The organism is Variovorax sp. E3 (assembly GCF_016082275.1).
Taxonomy (GTDB): Bacteria; Pseudomonadota; Gammaproteobacteria; order Burkholderiales; family Burkholderiaceae_C; genus Variovorax.
Window position 1 is genome coordinate 1 of sequence record NZ_MOWM01000093.1, and the last position, 20,834, is coordinate 20,834.

Here is a 20,834-nt window from a genome sequence, read left to right on the forward strand (position 1 = left end):
GGGCCGTCGCAGCGCGCCGAGCTGGTCGGCTGGGTCTCCGAACGGCTCGGGCGCAAGGTCGCCGTGCCGGACCTCGCGGCCGCGGGCTACAACTTCATCGGCGGGCGCCTCGTCATGACCGAGCACGGACCCGCCGGCCTCTTCATGTACGACGATGCCAGCGGCACGCGGCTCGCGCTGACCGTGCGCCCGATGGCGGTCGACAGGAACACGCCGACGATGAGGCAGATCGACGGGCCGCACGCCGCTACGCCTGGGCCGACGAAGGGCTGGGCTACGGGGTCGTCGGCGAGCGCAAGGCCGAGCTCCTGCATCCGCTGGCGGACGAAATGCGCCGGCAGATCCGCGTGGGCCTGCAGGGGTAGCAAGGGTTCAAGGCTTGTCGCACCGGACGCCGCGCGCGCTCTACCGCCCGAACCCCGCGCACATCGCCCGGTGGTTCCTGCTGTGGTTCGCGCTTTCCATCGGCGCGGCCATCGCCTCGCCGGTCGTGCATCCGCAGACGATGGAGCTGGTCTGTTCGAGCAGCGGGGCGGTCAAGGCCGTCGTCCACACGGAAGACGGCGCGCAGGAGATGGGCGCCGGCCACATGGACTGCCCGCTGTGCGCGATGGTCGGCGCGCCGCCCGTCACGCCGGTTGTCGACCTGCCGGTGGGGCAGCCGCAGGCCCTGGCGCCGCGGCCTCTGCCGCCCGGCCCTGTCGTGGCCTTGGCCTCCGCGCCCTTGCCCGCGCGCGGGCCTCCTTTCTTCTTCTGATCCGGTCTTTCGAATGGCCCGCGTGCCGGTCGGCACGCGGGCGTCTTCACGCGGCCACGCCGTGGCCGCGTCGACGTTCCAAACACAGTCAGAAGAGGTTCCTTCATGCCATCCACACGACGCCACGCACTGGCCACCCTGGCCGCCCTCGGCGGCGCATCGCTCGCCGACGCCTTCGCGCAGACCCCGCAGGCCGGCGCCGCACCTGCATCCAAACGGCTGCAGGTGCTGATGCTCGTCCACCCCGACATGACCGCGCTGGACCTGGTCGGGCCGCAACTGGTCTTCGCGACCATGGGCGACGTCGACACGCACATGGTCTGGAAAGACCTGTCGCCGGTCACCACCGACAGCGGGCTCAAGCTCGTGCCGGGCATGACCTTCGCCGATGCGCCGAAGGCGCCCGACATCCTCTTCGTGCCCGGCGGCCTGAAGGGCACCACCGCCTTGCTGCAGGACGAAGAAACGCTGCGCTTCCTGCGCGAGCGCGGCGCCTCGGCGCGCTGGGTCACGGGCGTGTGCACCGGCGTGCTGCTGCTGGGCGCGGCGGGGCTGCTGCGCGGCTACCGCGCCACGGCCCACTGGTACGTGCAGGACATTCTTCCCGTCTTCGATGCCGAGCCTTCGGCCGATCGGGTGGTGATCGATCGCAACCGGGTGACAGGCGGCGCGGTGACCGCGGGCATCGACATGGCACTCACGATGTCGGCGATGCTGCGCGGCGACGACAAGGCGCGCACGCAGGAACTGGCCTTTGGCTACGCCCCGATGCCGCCCTTTGCGGCAGGCACGCCCGAGCTGGCGGGCGAGGCGCTGACGAAGCGCGTGCTCGAAAGCCGTGCGCCCGCGATCTCCGCCGCGCGGCGGGCGGCGGAGATGGCGCGCCAGCGTTGGGCTGGCTGAACGACGCCGGGCAACCCGCGCGCCGGACGCCGGCGGCGCGGGCGGCTTACAGCGCCGCGACCTTCACGAACACCGGGTTCGAATAGAACCACAGGTCGGCGTAGTTGCGCGCGTGATGGCGTTGAAGCGCGCGATGTTGTCGACCACGTCGGTCTTCACGTCGGGCAGCGGCTCGCCCGCCGCCGTTTCGTTGGGCACGTCGGTGCCCAGGTTGGTGCCGCGCAGGCGGAAGTACTGGTTGCCGCCGGCCTTCACCGTGTAGCTCACTGCGAAGTAGCCGTCGCGTCCAGCTTCCAGTCGTTGCGCGTGAAGCGCTTGACCACGCGGGTCGACGGGTTGGTGGCGCGCGAGTAGCCCGGCGTGCCCGGCTTCTCCAGGCCCGTCACGTCGCCGGCGATCAGGTCGATGTGGTCGACCACCGGCTTCACGTTGGCGAACACGCCGCTGCCCAGCTGGTACTCGAAGTTGTTGCGCTCGGGGCTCTTGAAGCGGATGGTGATCGTCAGGTCTTCACCGGTCTTGGCCGCCACGTCGGCGCCCATCTCGCCCGCGCCCTTGGCGCCTTGCACCTTGAAGTCGAGCGCGTTGATGAGGTCGCCGTTCACCGCGAAGAGCTTGCCCGAGCGCATGGCCGCGAGCAGCGACTTCGGGTCCTTGATGTCGCCCCACAGGTGGTTCTTGGCGTACTCGCCCGGTGCGTAGCCGCTGCTGTACAGGCCCTTGGAGGTGGTGAAGTGGTAGTCGGAGTCGGCCACGTTCCAGATGTGGCGGCCTTCGGACAGCAGCGCGTCCCAGGTGCCGCCGAGCTTGGCGACGAGGTAGTCGACGCCGCCGTGGGTGCGAAGCGGGTTGGTGCTCGGGTCGGCGGTGCCCTTGGCGTAGCCGCCACGGTCCGGCTCCATCTGGTTGCCGACCATGCCTTCGAGCGAGAACACGATGTTCGGCGCGAGGTCGTTCATCTCGCGCAGCTGGTCGATGGTGTACGAGCCCGGGTTGCGCGAGGGGTGGTTGATCTGCAGGTAGCTGGTGTCGGGGTAGTTCTTCTTGAGCCAGGCGATGGCCGCCATCGTCTCGGCGTGCGTGTTGTAGCCGGTGCCGGCCTTCGGGCCCCAGGCCGCGACGTCTTCGGGCGCGAAGTCCGAGGCCGCCCGGTTGGTGAAGAGGTATTCGAACCGGTTCGCGGCCTTCAGCGCCGAGGCCGACATCGGGTCGTCGGTCAGCAGGCCGACGTTGCCGTGGTCGTGCGAGGGCATGTCCCATTCGAAGGACGAGAAGATCGTCTTGTCGGCGTACTTGCCGCTGGCCTGCAGCGCCTTGATGCGCGGCACCTGGTATTTCGCCAGGCCCAGCGACAGCGGAATGGGGCCCGGAGCGATCTCGTTGCCGTTGTTGTCGTATTTGCTGGGGCGCAGGTGGTCGGACAGCGCAGCCCAGTCGAGCCCGAAGCGGTCGAAGGCCAGGGCCAGCACCTGGTCGAGCGTGGAGATCTGCTGGGTGTCGTCCGACTGCATGGTGTGGATGTGCAGGTCGCCGATGGTCCAGCGGGCCGTGGGGCCCGGCACCGGCGCGGGAGCGGGCGGCGCGGGCGCCACGGCCACCGGCGGCGGCGGCAGGGGCAGGAAGCCCGGGCTGTCGGAGCTGCCGCCGCAGCCGGCCAGCATCAGCGTGCCGAGCGCGAGGGTGGAAAAGAGCGTGCGGCGAAAGGGAGGAACAGTCGAGAAATAGGAGGACATGGCGTTCGGGAAAAATGACGGGCGCGTGAAACGCGCGCGCCGAAGAGGGCTGCCGAGTCTCGAATCCCGTCATGACGCCGCGATGAAAGGGAAACGAAAGTTAACTCTTCGCGCATCCGAAATTCGCCGGAACAGGGCCATCGGCCGGCGCACGACCGTGCGTGCTCTATAAACTCGGCCTCTCCCATGAATTCCGTCGCGCCCACCCCCACGCTCACTGCTTCCGTCGATGGTGAGGTGCTCTCGCGCATGGTGCGCACCGACCAGCTGGTGGTGATTCGCCGCAGCGTGCTCGCGGCCATTCCGATCAACATCGTGCTGAGCTTCACGGCCACGCTGGTGGCGCTGAACTCGGGCCGCGCATTCGACGGGTTGTGCTGGCTGATGCTGTCGCTCGTGGTGAACGGCCTGCGCAGCTACGCCTGCCGCTGGGCCTTCGCGCCGATGCGCGGCGTGGTGCTCGACAGCAACATCGCGACCTCGCCCAAGGGCCGGTCGGTCGAATGGCACCTGCGGCTGGCGGCGGTGCTGGCCGCGGCCTCGGGCGGCGTCTGGGCGCTGATCCCGCTGCTGTGCAACGGCTACTCGTCCCCGCAGGCGGTGTTCTACCTGACCGTGGTGTGCGGCATTTGCGCGGGCTCGGTCACCTACGGCACCGCCTTCGCGTTCGTGCCGATCAGCTTCATCACGCCGGCGCTGCTGTCGGTGGTGGGCTGCCTGGCGTACGCGGGCGGCTTCGACAACCTGAGCCTGGCCGCGATGGTGCTGCTGTACCTCGGGGCGCTGGTGCGCAGCGCGCTGCACAGCGAACGGTCTTTTCGCGAGGGCAGCCGGCTGCGCAACGAGGCCACCGCCATGGCCGCGCAGTTGCGCCAGGTGCATGCGCTGTCACTGGAGGCGACGCAGCAGCTGTCGTTCCGGGCCTCGCACGATTCGCTCACGGGCCTGCTCAACCGCGAAGGCTTCACCGAAGCGGCAACGCTGCACATCGCGTCGCCCGCCGGCCGCCAGCAGTGCCTGCTGCTGCTCGACCTGGACGGCTTCAAGGCGGTCAACGACGCCTTCGGCCACAAGGTCGGCGACCGCGTGCTGCAGGACGTGGCCGGCTGGCTGCAGCGCGAGCTCACCGACCTGCGCGCGGTGCTCAGCCGCTGGGGCGGCGACGAGTTCGCGGTGCTCTACAGCCTGCAGGGCGGGCGCGAGGCGCCGGCCGCCATTGCACAGGCGCTGATCCGCTCGATCTCTTTCGCCACCGCGCACTACGGCGGCCACCTGGGCGTGAGCATCGGCATTTCGGTGTCCGACAACGCGGACATCGCCGACATGATCAGCTTTGCCGACGAGGCGCTCTACGAAGCCAAGCGCACGGGGCGCAACCGCTACCAGTTCTTCGACGCCGCGCTCAACCTGCGGCTGGCCACGCGCCGCGACGTGGAGCGCGACCTGCTGCACGCCATCGAGGCACGCGCGATCGGCGTGTGGTACCAGCCGATCGTGAGCGCCGACAGCGGCCACATCCACAGCCTGGAAGCGCTGATGCGCTGGCACCACCCGCGCCACGGCCACATCGCCCCTGAAGAAGTCATTTTTGCGGCCGCGAACACCGGCGTGGCCGAGCCGCTCCTGCGCCACCTGGTCGACGAGGTCTGCCTGGCGATGCGCCAGCTGGAAGCCGCGGGCTCGGTGCTGGCGGGCGTGCCGATTGCCGTGAACGTGTCGCCGCGCGAGATGGCGCAACTGGCGGTCGACGACATCGTGCTGGGCATGCTGAAGACGCGCGGCATCGCGCCCAGCCGGCTGCAGATGGAAATCACGGAAGAAGTCGCGCTCGACACCCATGCCACGCGCAGCCGGCTGAGCGCACTGTCGGCAGCGGGCATCGCGATCGTGGTGGACGACTTCGGGGTGGGCTATTCGTCGCTGGCGTCGCTGCGCAGCGAGTACGTGCGGCAGGTCAAGATCGACCGCAGCTTCATCCTCGGGCTGGCGGCCTCGCCGGGCAACGTGGTGCTGGTCGATTCCATCGTCCAGCTCGGGCGCTCGCTGAACATCCAGGTCGTGGCCGAGGGCGTGGAAACGCAGGACGAACTCGACGCCCTGCGCGCGCTGGGCTGCAAGCTGGTGCAGGGCTACCACCTGGCCCGCCCGGCACCGCTGCGCGACGTGATGGCGTGGGCGGCGGCGCGGGTCGCGCCCACGGCCGCCGTCGTTGCCGGCCGCGCCTGATCAGGCCAGCAGGTCGCTGAGCGTGCGCGCGATCACCTTGGTGGCGCGGCGCAGGTCTTCCAGCACCACGCGCTCGTCGCTGCGCTTGGCGTGCGACTCCAGCACCGTGCGCGGACCGGCGCCGTAGATCACGCCGGGAATGCCGGCTTCGACATACAGGCGCACGTCGGTGTACAGCGGCGTGCCCATGGCCTTGACGGGCTCGCCGAACACGTCCTGCCCGTGCTTCTGGATCGCGTCGACCAGCGGCTTGTTGCCGGCCAGCGGCTTCATCGAATTGGCCAGCAGCAGGCGCTTGATGTCGACCGTGATGCCCGCGCTCTCGGCGGCGGCATCGGCGATCACCTTGCGGATCGAGGCCTCGACCTCGACCGGGTTTTCTTCGGGGATCATGCGGCGGTCGAGCTTGAACACGACCTTGCCGGGCACGACGTTGGTGTTGGTGCCGCCTTCGATGCGGCCGATGTTCAGGTACGGGTGCGTGATGCCCTCGACCTTCGACGTCACCTGCTGGTAGAGCGTGTTCTGCGCGTACAGCGCGTTGAGGATCTTGGTGGCGCCCTGCAGTGCGTCGATGCCGGTGGCGGGCACGGCGGCGTGGGCCATCTTGCCGTGCACGGTCACTTCCATCTGCAGGCAGCCGTTGTGGGCGGTGACCACTTCGTAGCTGAAGCCGGCTGCGATCATCAGGTCGGGCTTGGTCAGCCCCTTGTCGAGCAGCCAGCCCGGGCCGAGGATGCCGCCGAACTCTTCGTCGTAGGTGAAGTGCAGCTCGACGCTGCCCTTGGTCGGCTTGGCGACCGCTTCGAGCGCGCGCAGCGCGAAGGTGAAGCTGGCGAAGTCGCTCTTGCTCACGGCGGCGGCGCGGCCGTAGAGGCTGCCGTCCGCGATTTCGCCGCCGTACGGGTCGTGCGTCCAGCCTTCGCCGGGGGGCACCACGTCGCCGTGGGCATTGAGGGCCACGGTGCGGCCTTCGTTGCCGTACTTGCGGCGCACGATCAGGTTGGTGATCGACTCGAGGCCGTAGTCCTTCACCTCTTGCGCGGGCACGGCGTGCTTCTCGGCGTCGAGGCCGAAGTCCTTCAGCAGCTCGGCGGTGCGCTCGGCGTGCGGCGCGTTGTTGCCGGGCGGCGTGTCGGTGGGCACCTGCACCAGTTGCTGCAGGAATTTCACTTCCTCGTCGAAGTGGGCGTCGATCCAGGCGTCGAGCTTTGCGTAGTCGGTCATGGTTGTTCTTCTGTGAATCTGAATGTCAGTGGGCTTGTTCGGCGGCGAGGTTGTCCAGCAGCAGCTGGAAGGCCCGCACCGAGAGCTGGATGTCGTCGTTGGTGCTCGATTCGAGCGGGTTGTGGCTGATGCCCGAGTTGATGCCGCGCACGAAGAGCATGGCCTGCGGCATCACTTCGTGCAGCTTCATCGCATCGTGGCCGGCGCCGCTGGGCATGCGGAAAAGCGGAATGCCCAGGGCATCGACCGCCTTCTCCCAGCGCTGCTGCCAGGCCGGCGCGCTGGGCGCGGCGGCGGCGCGCATCGTCTCTTCGAGTTCGTAGCGCACGCCGCGGCGCTCGCAGATGTCCTTCAGCGCGTTGACCACGTCGGTGGCCAGCGCATCGCGCTGCGCGTTGTTGGGCGCGCGCAGGTCGAGGCTGAACTTGCAGCGGCCGGGCACCACGTTGATCGAGCCGCTGGGCACTTCGAGCATGCCCACGGTGCCGACGGAGTCGCCGTCCTTGGCGGCGCGCTGCTCGGTGTACAGGATGAGTTCGGCCACGGCGGCGGCGGCATCGCGCCGGCGGTCCATGGGCGTGGTGCCGGCGTGGCTGGCCATGCCGATCACTTCGCCCACGTAGCGCACGCTGCCGTTGATGGAAGTGACGATGCCCAGCGGCAGGTCGAGCTCGGTGAGCACCGGGCCCTGCTCGATGTGCACTTCGACGAAGCCGAGGTAGCGGGCCGGGTCGCGCTGGATCTTCGGGATGTCGGCTTCGTTGAGCCCCGCGTGCTGCATGGCCTCGCGCATGGTGATGCCGTCGGCGTCCTTCTGGTCGAGCCAGCGCGCATCGAAGTGGCCGATGAGCGCGCCCGAGCCCAGGAAGGTCGCCTTGTAGCGCTGGCCTTCTTCTTCGGCGAAGCCCACGACCTCGAACGCGAAGGGCAGGCGGCGGTTCTGGCGCTTGAGTTCGCGCACGCAGGCGATCGGCACGAAGATGCCCAGGCGTCCGTCGTACTTGCCGCCGTTGCGCACGGTGTCGTAGTGCGAGCCGGTGAGCAGCGTCTTCGCGTCGGGCGTGGCGCCTTCGTAGCGGCCCACCACGTTGCCCACCGCGTCGATGTGCACCGAGTCGAAGCCCACATCGCGCATCAGCGCGCTGATCCGCGCGGCGCAGGCGCGGTGCGCGTCGGTCAGGTAGGTGACGGTGAGCTGGCCCTTCTCGGCGTAGCCGGGTCGGTGTGCACCGAGAGCTCTTCCTGCCAGTCCCACACGTCGTTGCCGAGCGTGATGTCGGCGGCGAACTTGTCGTTCAGGCGGATCTCTGCAATGCGGTGGATGTTGCGCAGCGCCTCGCCCAGCTCGAAGCTCGGGTGGTTGTGCAGCCGGCGCGCAAAGGTGTCGATGATCTCGCGCTTGGCCAGCCCCGTGCCGCGCGGGCCGCGCACGGCCAGGATGAACGGGAAGCCGAACTTCGCGTTGTAGTCGGCGTTGAGCTGCTGGATCCGGGCGAACTCTTCGGGCGTGCAGTCGGTCAGGCCGGCCTTGCTCTGCTCGTTGGTCGACTCGGCCGTCAGCGTCTTGCTGACCATGGCCTTGCCGGCAAGCTCCGGGTGGGCGCGGATCAGGCCGATCTGTTCGTCGGCCGACGAGGCGGCCAGCGCTTTCACCAGCGCGTGCTTCAGGTGCGCGAGCGTGCGAAAGGGGCGCGCGGGGAGGGCGCGTTGCGCGATCCACGGCGAGTGCTCGTAGACGCCGTCGAGCAGCGCGACGGCTTCGGCCGGCACGGCCGCGTTGAGTTGGGCAAGGGTGAGGCTCATGCTGCGGCTCCGGCGTCAGATGGGTGCATAGGGGTGCGCCTGCTTCCAGTGGCGCGCGATGTCGACACGGCGGCAGACCCAGACCTTGTCGTGCTTGGCGATGTGATCGAGAAAGCGTTGCAGCGCGGTGATGCGGCCGGGCCGTCCGAGCAGGCGGCAGTGCATGCCGATGCTCATCATCTTCGGGCTGTTGTCGCCGGACGCATCGCCTTCGGCGTACAGCGCGTCGAAGGTGTCCTTCATGTACTGGAAGAACGGGTCGGCGTGCGAGTAGCCCTGCGGCAGCGCAAAGCGCATGTCGTTGACGTCGAGCGTGTAGGGCACGATGAGCTGTGGCACGGTGGTGCCGTCGGTCTTTTGCACCTTCATCCAGAAGGGCAGGTCGTCGCCGTAGTAGTCGCTGTCGTATTCGAAGCCGCCGTAGTCGGCCACGAGGCGGCGCGTGCGCGGGCTGTCGCGGCCGGTGTACCAGCCCACGGCGCGCTCGCCGGTGAGCTTCTCGATGGCTTCCATGCCCAGGCGCATGTGCTCGCGCTCGGTGGCTTCGTCGATGTTCTGGTAGTGAATCCAGCGCCAGCCGTGGCAGGCGATTTCGTGGCCCAGTTCCTTGAAGGCGGCCGTGAGCTCGGGGTAGCGCTGCAGCGCCATGCCCACGCCGAACACGGTGAGCGGCAGGCCGCGCTTTTCGAACTCGCGCAGGATGCGCCACACGCCGGCGCGCGAGCCGTACTCGTAGATGCCTTCCATGCTGATGTGCCGGTCGGGGAAGCTCGCCGGGTTGAACATCTCGGAAAGAAACTGCTCGGAGCCCGCGTCGCCGTGCAGCGTGGCGTTCTCGCCGCCTTCTTCATAGTTCAGCACGAACTGCACCGCGACGCGCGCGCGCCGGGCATTGGGCATGGGGCGGGTTGCGGCCGTAGCCGGCCAGGTCGCGAGGGTAGAGCAGGGTGGTGTCGTAGACGGTCATAGGCTTTTCAGGACAGCGCCAGGGCAATGTCGTTGGTCGGACCTTGCGGTCGAACGTGAGGTTGGCCTCGACGTGCTCGAGGTGTTCGGTCATGAGGCGCACGGCGCGCTCTTCGTCGCGCGCGGCCAGCGCCTTCACGATGTCGGCGTGCTCGTCGTTGGAGTGCTCGGCCGCGCTGGTGCTCTGGTACATCAGCGTGATGAGGGCGCAGCGCGAGATGAGCTCGCCCAGGATCTGCGCCAGCACCTGGTTGCCCATGAGCTCGGCCATGCGCACGTGGAAGTCGCCCAGCAGCTCGGTGCGGCCCGAGATGTCTTCGCCCGACACGGCGGATTTTTCGAGCGCCACGTGCTCCTTCAGCGCCTTGATCTTGGCCGGCGTGACGGTGCGCACGAACTCGCGCGTCATCTCGGCCTCGAGCATGCGGCGCACGGCGAACACCTGCTTGGCCTCGTCGACGGCGGGCGCGGCCACGAAGGCGCCGCGCGCGGGCTCCAGGCGGATGAGCTTGTTCTGCGAGAGCTGGAACAGCGCCTGGCGCACCAGCGTGCGCGAGACGCCGAAGTGGTCGGCCAGCTTCTGCTCGGCCAGCTTGGTGCCGGGCTGAAGCCGGTGCTCGACGATGGCCTTCGTGAGGGCATCGACGATCGAACGGGTGGTGGAGGACTCCATGTTTTTCATGATAGACCCAAAGCCGTGAACTGTATACACTTTTGTCCACCGGAATATCCCGCCCCTCGGATCGACCCGATCCGAGCGATTCGAACTTTCAAGGAGCGCCCCATGGGCCTGAGCACTCACGTACTGGACACGATGCACGGCGGCCCCGCCGCGGGCATGGAGGTGGCGCTGTACACCACCGACGGCGACGCCGCGACGCTGGTGAAACGCTTCACGCTGAATTCGGACGGCCGCAGCGACGGCCCGCTGTACGACAACAACTCGCTGAAGGTCGGCACCTACCGGCTGGTGTTCGACGTGGCGGGCTACTTCAAGGCGCGCGGCGTGACGCTGCCGGAGCCGAACTTCCTGAACAAGGTGGCGCTGGACTTCGGCGTGGCGCACACCGACCAGCACTACCACGTGCCGCTGCTCGTGAGCCCGTGGAGCTACTCCACGTACCGCGGCTCTTGATCTCCGGCGTTGTTCCTATGCAGTCGGTGTCGTCTTTTCGTGGAACACCGCGGAACCGGCTTTGCCGGGCCGCTGGTGTTGCCCCCTGCAAGGGGGTTGGCGAAGCGACACGAAGTGTGCGAAGACTGGGGGGGAGCCTAGTCCCCTTGTTGCTGGCCTTCTGTCAGGGTGTCGAGTTGGAACCTTCCGCTTTCGTCCCACAGCCAGGTGTCCGTCCACGTGACGGTGCCCAGGCGGCTGGCGGGCGGGAAGGGCGAGGCCTTGAGCACCGTGCGCTCGATCTCGGCGATGACCTCGGGCGCGTGCTTGGGCGCGCGCAGCCAGCGCATCGAGCGCACCTTGCCGCCGGTGTCGAGGTTCACCTCGAGCGTGCCGACGGCATAGAGCACCGGGGGCAGCTGGCCCTTGTAGATGCGCGAGCGGTTGGTCTCGTAGATGTGGCGCGCGGCGTCGCGGCGGTAGTCGCGCGCGGTGGACGCACTCGATGCGCGCGGCACCGGGCCGGCGCCGACGTCGCCGCTGGCCCCGCTCAACTGGCCGGGCACCGATCCGGTGGAGCCGCAGCCGGCGAGCCACAGGGCCGAAAGAACAGAGGCTGCAAGGGCAAGGCGTCGGGGCGTAAGCTGGCGATTCATCGCCGGGTTTATACCGTGAGTCTTCATGGGCCGGGCAACCGAAGGTATCGAGCACGATGAGCGGCGCGGTCGACCAACTGCTGGCACGTCTTCGAAGCGAAGACGGCGTGCTGGTGCGCGTGGAGTCCACGCAGGGCTCGGCGCCGCGCGAGGCCGGCACCTGGATGGCCGTGTGGGCCGACGGGCTCACGGCCACCATCGGTGGCGGGCAGCTCGAGTTCCAGGCCACGAAGGAATCGCGCGAGCTGCTGGCCGGCACGCGCGCGCCTTTCGACGGCATCCAGCGCTACCCGCTCGGGCCGAGCCTGGGGCAGTGCTGCGGCGGGGTGATGTTCCTGTCCTACCAGCGCATCACGGCGGCCGATGCGCCGGCGCTGCAGCGCGAACTGGTGGCACAGCTCAAGCCGGTGGCGCTGTTCGGCGGCGGCCACGTGGGCGCCGCGCTTGCGCGCCTGCTGGCCGCGCTGCCCTTCGGCGTGCGCTGGATCGACAGCCGCGACGGCGTGTTCCCGGACGAACTTCCCGCGCAGATCGACACCGAGCATTCCGAGCCCGTGCAGGACGCCGTGGCCGCGCTCGCGCCGGGCAGCCGCGTGCTCATCATGAGCTTCAGCCACGCCGAAGACCTGGACATCGTCATTGCCTGCCTCAAGCGCCTGCGCGAGCGCAACGACCTGCCGTACATCGGCCTGATCGGCAGCAAGACCAAGTGGGCCACCTTCAGCCACCGGCTCGAGGCGCGCGGCTTCACGCCCGACGAGCTGGCCCGCATCACCTGCCCGATCGGCGTGCCCGGCATCACCGGCAAGGAGCCCGAGGTGATCGCCGTGGCGGTGGCGGCACAGTTGTTGCAATCGCTGGGCTGAACAGGGTTTTCCCGGCGGTGACGCGCTAAAAAACCATCCCGCCCCTTGCCAAAACTGTATACACTTTCGGTCCACAACAAGCCGCAGCGGAGCGAGGCCCATTTCCCCATGGAGCCTGCGTTCGCGGCACTTTCTCTGCTTACAGCGCCCGCGGTGGTGAGCAGGCTGAAACCCCTTCTCGGCGCCCCCACGCGCGACTGGGTTGAGAGAGAGCACATGGAAAGCTACTACCTCGACTGGGCCAACCTGCTGCTGCGCTGGGTCCACGTCATCACCGCCATCGCATGGATCGGCGCCTCCTTCTACTTCGTGATGCTGGACAACAGCCTCGAGAAGCCGCAAGACCCCGAGTCCCTGGACAAGGGCGTGGGCGGGGAGCAGTGGGCCGTGCACGGCGGCGGCTTCTACAACATGCAGAAGTACGCGCTGGCGCCCAAGAAGCTGCCGGACCACCTGCACTGGTCGTACTGGGAGAGCTACAGCACCTGGATCACGGGTTTCTCGCTGTTCACCATGTCGTACCTGTGGAACGCGAGCACCTACCTCATCGACAAGTCCAAGATGGACTGGCAGCCCGGTGCCGCCATTGCCGTGGCGCTGGCCTTCTTCGTCGTGTTCTGGATGGTCTACGACGGCATCTGCCAGATCTTCGGGCGCCGCAAGCACGGCGACACCATCGTGGGCGTGCTGATCGCCGTCTTCATCGCCTTCGCGACCTGGCTGGCGTGCCACTGGTTCGCGGGCCGCGCGGCCTTCCTGCTGGTGGGCGCCATGATGGCCACGACCATGAGCGGCAACGTGTTCTTCTGGATCATTCCCGGCCAGCGCAAGAACGTGGCGGCGCTGCGCGAAGGCAGGCCGGTCGACCCGGTGCACGGCCAGCGCGGCAAGCAGCGCAGCGTGCACAACACCTATTTCACGCTGCCGGTGCTGTTCGCGATGCTGAGCAACCACTACAGCTTCACCTACACGCACAAGTACAACTGGATCGTGCTGCTGCTCATCATGCTGGGCGGCGCGGCGATTCGGCAATTCTTCGTGGTGCGCCACCGCTTCAAGCTGGGCAACGCCGGCAACCCGCTGCCGTATGCCATGGTCGGCATCGTGGTGCTGGGCCTGACCATCGTCTGGATGAAGCCCGAGCCCGTGGCCGCGCCCACGGTGGCGGCCGCCGCGGCGCGCCCGCCGTGCCGTTCTCCGACGTGCAGAAGGTGCTGGAGCAGCGCTGCTTCATGTGCCACGGCCCGGCCGTGCAGATGAAGAACGTGCGCGTCGATTCGCCCGAGCAGGTGGCCGCGCATGCGCAGGCGATCTACCAGCAGGTGGTGGTCACCAAGATCATGCCGATGAACAACGCCACCGGCATCACCGACGAAGAGCGGGCCCTCATCAGCCGCTGGTTCCAGGCCGGCGCCAAGACCAACTAGGCATTTTGAAAAGTTGACCGGCGAGGGGCGGGGCCTGGTCCGCAGCACAATTGCCGGATTGGAGACAAACAGCAATGACCGCATCGAACCCGTCCCTGGCCCCCGCCCCCGATCCGCGCCAAGACCCGCGCGCGTTTCTCGAACATCTCTACCGCGTGGCGGTCGACCGCGCGCTGCCGCTGTCCACGCTCGGCCCCCACCTGCCGCCGCCGCCCAAGGGCCGCACGCTGGTGCTGGGCTGCGGCAAGGCCGGCGGCTCGATGGTGCAGGCGCTCGAAGCCCTGTGGCCGGCCGACGCGCCGCTGTCGGGCTTGGTCGTGACGCGCTACGACCACATTCCGCCGCGTCCCGAAGGGCTGCCCCGGCGCATCGAGCTGGTCGAAGCCGCGCACCCGGTGCCTGACGAGGCGGGCCTGCGGGCGGCCGAGCGCATCCTGGCGCTGACGCAGGGCCTCACGGCCGACGACCTGGTGCTGTGCCTGATTTCGGGCGGCGGCTCGTCGCTGATGGTGCTGCCGGCCGAAGGCCTGACGCTGGCCGACAAGCAGCGCATCAACACGCAGCTGCTCGAAAGCGGCGCGAGCATCGGCGAGATGAACTGCGTGCGCAAGCACCTCTCGCGCATCAAGGGCGGCCGGCTGGCCGCGGCCTGCGCGCCGGCGCGCGTGGTCACGCTGACCATCAGCGACGTGCCCGGCGACGACCCGGCGGTGATTGCCAGCGGCCCCACGGTGCCCGACGCCACCACCTGCGCCGACGCGCTCGCCATTCTCGAGCGCTACGCCATCGACGTGCCCGCGCCGGTGCGCGCGCAGCTCGAAAGCGGTGCGCTCGAAACGCCCAAGCCGAACGACCCGGTGTTCGCGGGCCACCAGACCCATGTGATCGCCACGCCCCAGCAGTCGCTGGAAGCCGCGGCCCAGGTGGTGCGCGCGGCCGGCCTCGACGCGCACATCCTCAGCGACGAAATGGAAGGCGAGTCGCGCGAAGTCGGCAAGGTGCACGCCGCGCTCGCGCGCGGGGTGGCGCTCCACGGCCAGCCTTTCGCCAGGCCCTGCGTCATTCTTTCGGGCGGCGAGACCACCGTGACCATCCGCCCCCGCAAACCGGGCCAGCCCAAGGGCCGGGGCGGGCGCGGCGGCGAGTTCTGCATGGGCCTGGCCGGTGCGCTCATGGGGCAGCCGGGCGTCTGGGCGCTGGCGGGCGACACCGACGGCATCGACGGCATGGAGGACAACGCCGGCACCTTCGTCACGCCCGACACGCTGGCGCGCGCGCTGGCCAAGGGCCTGAAGCTGTCGGATTCCATGGACCGCAATGACGCCTACACCTACTTCGGCGCCATCGGCGACCTGCTGATCACCGGGCCGTCGCACACCAACGTCAACGACTTCCGCGCGCTGCTGGTGTTGTAAGCGGGCCGGGCGGGGCTGTTCGCCCGGCGCGGGCGCGCTTCGTGAACTCGGGTTAATCTATGCCTCCCGGCAGCCACGGCTGCCGTCGTCGCCAGCGCACCCTTCGGGGTGCCGCGTCGCACACACCAGATTTCCCCTTTTCATCATCCAGTCCTCGAAGGAAAAGCTCGCCATGACCGCTACCTACACCGACACCCGCCTGCTGATCGACAACGAATGGGTCGACGCCACCGGGGGCAAGACCCTGGACGTCGTGAACCCCGCCACCGGCAAGGCCATCGGCAAGGTGGCGCACGCCAGCATCGCCGACCTGGACCGCGCCCTGGCCGCCGCCCAGCGCGGCTTCGACAAGTGGCGCAACACCCCCGCCAACGAGCGCGCCGCCGTCATGCGCCGCGCCGCCGGCCTGATCCGCGAACGCGCCGGCGACATCGCCAAGCTGCTGACGCAAGAGCAGGGCAAGCCGCTGGTCGAAGCCAAAGGCGAGACCCTGGCCGCCGCCGACATCATCGAGTGGTTCGCCGACGAAGGCCGCCGCGTGTACGGCCGCATCGTGCCCTCGCGCAACCTGGCCGCGCAGCAGCTCGTGCTGAAGGAGCCGCTGGGTCCCGTCGCCGCGTTCACGCCGTGGAACTTCCCCATCAACCAGATCGTGCGCAAGCTCGGCGCCGCACTGGCCACCGGCTGCTCGTTCCTGGTGAAGGCGCCCGAGGAAACCCCGGCATCGCCCGCCGCGCTGCTGCAGGCCTTCGTCGACGCGGGCATTCCGCCCGGCGTGGTCGGCCTGGTGTTCGGCAACCCCGCCGAGATCTCGAACTACCTGATCGCCCACCCGATCATCCGCAAGGTCACCTTCACCGGCTCGACCCCGGTGGGCAAGCAACTGGCCGCGCTGGCCGGCTCGCACATGAAGCGCGTCACCATGGAGCTGGGCGGCCACGCCCCGGTGATCGTGGCTGAAGACGCCGACGTGGCGCTGGCCGTGAAGGCGGCAGGCGCCGCCAAGTTCCGCAACGCCGGCCAGGTCTGCATTTCGCCGACCCGCTTCCTGGTGCACAACAGCCTGCGCGAAGAGTTCGCGCGCACGCTGGTCAAGTACACCGAAGGCCTGAAGCTCGGCGACGGCCTGGCCGAAGGCACGACCATCGGCCCGCTGGCCAACGCCCGCCGCCTCACGGCCATGGCGCATGTGCTGGAAGACGCGCGCAAGAAGGGCGCCACCGTGGCCGCCGGCGGCGAACGCGTGGGCGACACCGGCAACTTCTTTGCCCCGACCGTGCTGACCGACGTGCCGCTGGACGCCGATGTGTTCAACAACGAACCCTTCGGCCCCATCGCCGCCATCCGCGGCTTCGACACGCTCGAAGAAGCGATCGCCGAATCGAACCGCCTGCCTTTCGGCCTGGCCGGCTATGCCTTCACCAAGTCGATCAAGAGCGCGCACCTGCTGAGCCAGAAGCTCGAACTGGGCATGCTGTGGATCAACCAGCCCGCCACCCCGTCGCCGGAAATGCCGTTCGGCGGCGTCAAGGATTCGGGCTACGGTTCGGAAGGCGGTCCGGAAGCGCTCGAGGCCTACCTGAACACCAAGGCGGTTTCGATCCTGGGCGTTTGAGTCTTTGTTGGGTGCCGTGCGCCGATCACTCTTCGGCGGCGGCATTCCAGAAGGCCTGCTGCACGCCTTCGAGGGCTTCGAGGTCCTCGATGACACGGTCGAGTTCCTCGGGCTCGACCGCCGTCGCATACAGCGTCGCGCCGATCTCGGTGTCGGCCGGCCCGAACGGGTGCTGGTCGACATCGCGCACCGGGTAGTTCGCGGCTTCGAGCAGCAACAGCAGCTGGTCCATCACCTCGGGCCGCGCCGCGCGTGAGCAGATCACGCGCACCACGTACGTCGCTTCACTTGCTTCCTCGCTGATCGGCTGCCGGTTGATGCGGTTCACCACGGGCCGCAGCAGCGTGTTGCTGGCCAGCACGAACAGCGCCGCGATCAGCGCTTCTCCCAGCAGGTTCGCGCCCGCGCACGCGCCCACCGCCGCCGAGCCCCACAGCGTGGCCGCCGTGTTGAGCCCCGTGACGTTCGCGCCTTCCTTCATGATCGCGCCCGCGCCCAGGAAGCCGATGCCCGACACCACGTAGGCCACCACCCGCACCGCGCCCCCGCTGCCGTCGAGCCGGTTCGCCAGGTCGACGAACACGGCCGCGCCCACTGCCACCAGCGTGTTGGTGCGCAGGCCCGCCGTACGCTGGCGGATCTGCCGCTCCAGGCCGATCAGCGAGCCGAGGATGAAGGCCGCCGTCACGCAGATGAGGGTGTTGAGCAGCGAGAGCAGGCTGAAGTTTTGAATGGCTTGCATCGAGAGTGTTCCTTCTTCTGTTTGTTGTGATGTCGATGGTCAATCGGGTCACGGCTTCCCTCTGGTCCCGACCGGCAGTTTGCGGGGCCTAGGTGTCATATGCGTGTCAAAGAGACTCGCAAGAAATCACTGCCACCCATACCGCCGCCCGTACCACCCCTTCACCGCCTGCGTCAGCACCGCGTACCCCACCAGCATCGCCACCAGCCAGGGAAAGTAGGCAAGCGGCAGCGCCTGCAGCTTGAAGTAGTGCGCCAGCGGCCCCATCGGCAGCCAGATGCCCACCGCCGCAATCGCCGCCCCCATGGCCAGCAGCGGCCACGAGGCGCGGCTTTGCAGGAACGGGATCTTGCGCGTGCGGATCAGGTGCACGATCAGCGTCTGCGACAGCAGCCCTTCGACGAACCAGCCCGACTGGAACAGCGTCTGGTGGTCCACCGAGTTGGCCGCGAACACGAACCACAGCACCGTGAACGTCAGGATGTCGAACACCGAGCTCAGCGGCCCGAAGAACACCATGAAGCGCCCCAGGTCCGCCGGGTTCCAGCGCTGCGGGTTCTTCAGGAATTCGTCGTCCACGTTGTCGAACGGAATCGCGATCTGCGACACGTCGTACAGCAGGTTCTGCACCAGCAGGTGCAGCGGCAGCATCGGCAGGAACGGAAGAAACGCGCTTGCTACCAGCACCGAGAACACGTTGCCGAAATTCGAGCTCGCCGTGATCTTGATGTACTTGAGCATGTTCGCGAACGTGCGGCGTCCCTCGATCACGCCTTGCTCCAGCACCATCAGGCTTTTTTCGAGCAGGATGATGTCGGCCGACTCCTTCGCCACGTCCACCGCGCCGTCCACCGAAATGCCGATGTCCGCCGCGCGCAGCGCTGGCGCGTCGTTGATGCCGTCGCCCATGAAGCCCACCACGTGCCCGTTGGCATGCAGCGCCTGCACGATGCGCTCCTTGTGCGCCGGCGTGAGCTTGGCGAACACCTGGTGCTGCTCGACCAGCACGCGCAGGTCGGCGTCGTCCAGGTCCTCGATCTCGCGGCCCAGCACCATGCGGCCGGCCTCGATGCCCACGTCGCCGCAGACCTTGCGCGTCACCAGTTCGTTGTCGCCGGTCAGCACCTTCACGGCCACGCCATGCTCGGCCAGCGCGCGCAGCGCGGGCGCGGTCGACTCCTTCGGCGGATCGAGAAAAGCCACGTAGCCCAGCAGCGTGAGCCCCGACTCGTCGGCCACGCCATAGGCCGGCTTCTGCGCCTCGACTTTCAGTGCGCGGCTCGCCACGGCCACCACGCGCAGCCCCTGCGCGTTGAGCTCCGAGGCCACGCGGTGGATGCGCGCGAGCACCTCGCTATCGAGCGCCAGCACTTCGGCGCCGCGCTCGACCGACGTGCACACCGACAGGATCTCTTCCAGCGCACCCTTGCAGATCAGCAGGTGCTCGCTGCCGCCGTTGGCCACCACCACCGACATGCGGCGGCGCGAGAAGTCGAAGGGCACTTCGTCGATCTTGCGGTAGCCGGTCTGCAGGCGCGTCTCCAGCTGCATCTCGGCATGGCTCAGCACCGCCTTGTCGAGCAGGTTCTTCAGACCCGTCTGGTGAAAGCTGTTGAGGTAGGCGAGCTGCAGCACGTGGTCGGAGCCTTCGCCCCAGGCGTTGGTATGGCGCTCCAGCACGATGCGGTCCTGCGTCAGCGTGCCGGTCTTGTCGGTGCACAGCACGTCCATGGCGCCGAAGTTGTGGATCGCCTCGAGCCTTTTGACGATCACTTTCTGGCGCGACATCACCACCGCGCCCTTGGCCAGCGTGGCGGTCACGATCATCGGCAGCATCTCGGGCGTGAGGCCGACCGCGATCGACAGCGCGAACAGCGCCGCCTCCCACCAGTCGCCCTTGGCCACGCCGTTGATCACCAGCACCAGCGGCGCCATCACCAGCATGAAGCGGATCAGCACCCAGCTCACGCGGTTGATGCCGGCCTGGAACGCGCTGGTGCTGCGGTCGGTGGCGGTCACGCGTTGGGCGAGGGCGCCAAAGAAGGTGCGGTCGCCGGTGTGCACGATCAGCGCGGTGGCCGTGCCGCTGATCACGTTGGTGCCCATGAAGAGCAGGTTCTCGCGCTCGAGCACGCCGGCGTCGTGGTCGCCGCGATCGGCGACGAACTTCTCGACCGGCATGGCCTCGCCCGTCAGCGCCGACTGGCTGATGAACAGGTCCTTGGCGGTGAGCAGGCGGCCGTCGGCTGGAATCATGTCGCCGGCCGACAGCGCGATCACGTCGCCGGGCACGAGGTCGCGCATCGGCACCTCGACGCGCACCGTGCCGGCGTGCGTGGCGTCGAAGCCTTCGTCGCCGGCAGCGCCCGCCTTGTGGCCGGGCGCGGGACGCAGCACCGTGGAGGTGTTGCTCACCATCGCCTTGAGCCGCTCGGCCGCCTTGTTGGAGCGCGACTCCTGCAGGAAGCGCAGCACCGTCGACAGCACCACCATGCTGCCGATGACCAGCGCGGCCTTCATGTCGTCGGTGATGTAGGAGATGAGCGCCAGCACCGTCAACAGCAGGTTGAACGGGTTGCGGTAGCACTGCCACAGGTGCTGCCACCAGGGCAGCGGCTTCTCGTGGCGCACCTCGTTGCTGCCCAGGCGCTTGCGCAGCACCTGCGCATGGCCTTCGCTCAGGCCGCGCGGCGAGCTATGGAGCTTGACGAGCATCTCGCCGGCATCGGTGCGCGATGCGGCGGCCAGGGCCTTGGCGATGTCGGCCGGCATGCTGACCGAGCCGGCGGCCGTGGGCTTCGAGCCCAGCAGCGTCTGCCAGCGCTCGAAGTGATGCAGCATGTGGCGGCTGCGCAGGAAGCTCTCGAAAAAGGACTTCAGGACGGTTTTCATTTTTTCTCTCCTTCACGGCGGCGCAGCGGGCCGTGAAGGAAAGAAAGGCGCGCGCCTCAGTCAGCCAGGCGTGGCGGGTCTCTTCGCAGCACGGCGCGCTGCACTCTCAAACTTGCAATCGATCGGAACAACGGACGGGGCGCGCAGGGGCGCAAATGAGGGGCTGGGTCCATGGGGGCCTCCTTTGTTTGCGTGCGTGGATGAATGAGCGGGTGGACGGCGCGCGACTGCTTCAGCGGTGCGCCGGGCGGGCGGGCTGGTCGAGCAGCATCAGGAAGCTGCGGATGCGGCGCGTGGTCCAGAGCGCGGCGGCCTGGTCGAGCGTGTCGTCGATGTGGGGCGCGGCAGACGAGCCTGCCGGGGCGTGGGCGTCGTGCAGCGTCCGTGGCTGCGCCTGCTGCTGTTGCTGCAGCGGTTGCTGACGACGAAGTTCGAGATGACGCATGACAAGGCTCCTTCGCAGTGAAGGGCCTCGCGCACGGACGCACGCAA

13 protein-coding genes and 5 pseudogenes are annotated in these 20,834 nt (G+C 68.4%); 8 read left to right on the forward strand and 10 right to left on the reverse strand.

Annotated elements, in window-relative coordinates:
• Window positions 1–86 precede the first annotated feature (86 nt).
• On the reverse strand, window positions 87–314 hold the full coding sequence (locus BMG07_RS26115; protein WP_198086982.1) for a hypothetical protein: 228 nt from the start codon (window positions 312–314) through the stop codon (window positions 87–89).
• Between the two features lie 65 nt (window positions 315–379).
• Between BMG07_RS26115 and BMG07_RS26120 the strand changes: the two genes are divergently transcribed.
• Entirely contained in the window at window positions 380–757 is a 378-nt protein-coding gene (locus tag BMG07_RS26120; protein WP_269759393.1) for a DUF2946 family protein, read from the forward strand.
• 105 nt (window positions 758–862) lie between these two features.
• On the forward strand, window positions 863–1,660 hold the full coding sequence (locus BMG07_RS26125) for a DJ-1/PfpI family protein (protein ID WP_269759394.1): 798 nt from the start codon (window positions 863–865) through the stop codon (window positions 1,658–1,660).
• Window positions 1,661–1,706: 46 nt separating this feature from the next.
• Here BMG07_RS26125 and BMG07_RS26130 read toward each other — a convergent pair.
• A pseudogene (locus BMG07_RS26130) lies at window positions 1,707–3,393 on the reverse strand (S-layer protein).
• 186 nt (window positions 3,394–3,579) lie between these two features.
• Between BMG07_RS26130 and BMG07_RS26135 the strand changes: the two are divergent.
• Window positions 3,580–5,619: a bifunctional diguanylate cyclase/phosphodiesterase gene (locus BMG07_RS26135; protein ID WP_198086983.1), complete on the forward strand. Its 2,040-nt coding sequence runs from the start codon at window positions 3,580–3,582 to the stop codon at window positions 5,617–5,619.
• Here BMG07_RS26135 and BMG07_RS26140 read toward each other — a convergent pair whose 3' ends face one another.
• From BMG07_RS26140 to BMG07_RS26155, 4 genes and pseudogenes are all read right to left on the reverse strand, one after another.
• The gene (locus tag BMG07_RS26140) at window positions 5,620–6,846 is read right to left on the reverse strand and encodes an ArgE/DapE family deacylase (protein ID WP_198086984.1); all 1,227 of its coding nucleotides are present in this window, start codon (window positions 6,844–6,846) and stop codon (window positions 5,620–5,622) included. It lies immediately after the preceding gene.
• Between the two features lie 25 nt (window positions 6,847–6,871).
• A pseudogene (gene uraD, locus BMG07_RS26145) lies at window positions 6,872–8,649 on the reverse strand (2-oxo-4-hydroxy-4-carboxy-5-ureidoimidazoline decarboxylase).
• A gap of 15 nt (window positions 8,650–8,664) precedes the next feature.
• A pseudogene (gene puuE / locus BMG07_RS26150) lies at window positions 8,665–9,616 on the reverse strand (allantoinase PuuE).
• Window positions 9,617–9,623: 7 nt separating this feature from the next.
• Window positions 9,624–10,297, reverse strand: a pseudogene (locus BMG07_RS26155) (GntR family transcriptional regulator).
• A 102-nt stretch (window positions 10,298–10,399) separates the two neighbouring features.
• On the opposite strand from BMG07_RS26155, the gene uraH reads away from it, so the two are divergent.
• Window positions 10,400–10,750: a hydroxyisourate hydrolase gene (gene uraH / locus BMG07_RS26160; RefSeq protein ID WP_139702710.1), complete on the forward strand. Its 351-nt coding sequence runs from the start codon at window positions 10,400–10,402 to the stop codon at window positions 10,748–10,750.
• Window positions 10,751–10,887: 137 nt separating this feature from the next.
• Here the strand turns inward: uraH and BMG07_RS26165 are convergent, their stop codons facing one another.
• The gene (locus BMG07_RS26165; protein ID WP_198086985.1) at window positions 10,888–11,385 is read right to left on the reverse strand and encodes a hypothetical protein; all 498 of its coding nucleotides are present in this window, start codon (window positions 11,383–11,385) and stop codon (window positions 10,888–10,890) included.
• A 56-nt stretch (window positions 11,386–11,441) separates the two neighbouring features.
• Between BMG07_RS26165 and xdhC the strand changes: the two genes are divergently transcribed.
• The 4 genes and pseudogenes from xdhC (at window position 11,442) to BMG07_RS26185 (ending at window position 16,708) form a co-directional block, all read left to right on the forward strand.
• Window positions 11,442–12,251 carry a xanthine dehydrogenase accessory protein XdhC gene (xdhC, locus tag BMG07_RS26170; protein ID WP_198086986.1) on the forward strand — a complete coding sequence of 270 codons (810 nt, stop codon included), beginning with the start codon at window positions 11,442–11,444 and terminating at the stop codon, window positions 12,249–12,251.
• A gap of 216 nt (window positions 12,252–12,467) precedes the next feature.
• A pseudogene (locus BMG07_RS26175) lies at window positions 12,468–13,678 on the forward strand (urate hydroxylase PuuD).
• 74 nt (window positions 13,679–13,752) lie between these two features.
• Window positions 13,753–15,093, forward strand: coding sequence for a glycerate kinase (locus BMG07_RS26180; RefSeq protein ID WP_198086987.1), 1,341 nt, complete (start codon window positions 13,753–13,755; stop codon window positions 15,091–15,093).
• A 172-nt stretch (window positions 15,094–15,265) separates the two neighbouring features.
• On the forward strand, window positions 15,266–16,708 hold the full coding sequence (locus tag BMG07_RS26185) for an NAD-dependent succinate-semialdehyde dehydrogenase (RefSeq protein WP_198086988.1): 1,443 nt from the start codon (window positions 15,266–15,268) through the stop codon (window positions 16,706–16,708).
• 25 nt (window positions 16,709–16,733) lie between these two features.
• Here the strand turns inward: BMG07_RS26185 and BMG07_RS26190 are convergent, their stop codons facing one another.
• The 3 genes from BMG07_RS26190 to BMG07_RS26200 form a co-directional block, all read right to left on the reverse strand.
• Window positions 16,734–17,450 carry an MgtC/SapB family protein gene (locus tag BMG07_RS26190; RefSeq protein WP_198086989.1) on the reverse strand — a complete coding sequence of 239 codons (717 nt, stop codon included), beginning with the start codon at window positions 17,448–17,450 and terminating at the stop codon, window positions 16,734–16,736.
• Window positions 17,451–17,576: 126 nt separating this feature from the next.
• On the reverse strand, window positions 17,577–20,342 hold the full coding sequence (gene mgtA, locus BMG07_RS26195; RefSeq protein WP_198086990.1) for a magnesium-translocating P-type ATPase: 2,766 nt from the start codon (window positions 20,340–20,342) through the stop codon (window positions 17,577–17,579).
• A 232-nt stretch (window positions 20,343–20,574) separates the two neighbouring features.
• On the reverse strand, window positions 20,575–20,787 hold the full coding sequence (locus BMG07_RS26200; protein ID WP_198086991.1) for a hypothetical protein: 213 nt from the start codon (window positions 20,785–20,787) through the stop codon (window positions 20,575–20,577).
• Between the last annotated feature and the right edge of the window lie 47 nt (window positions 20,788–20,834).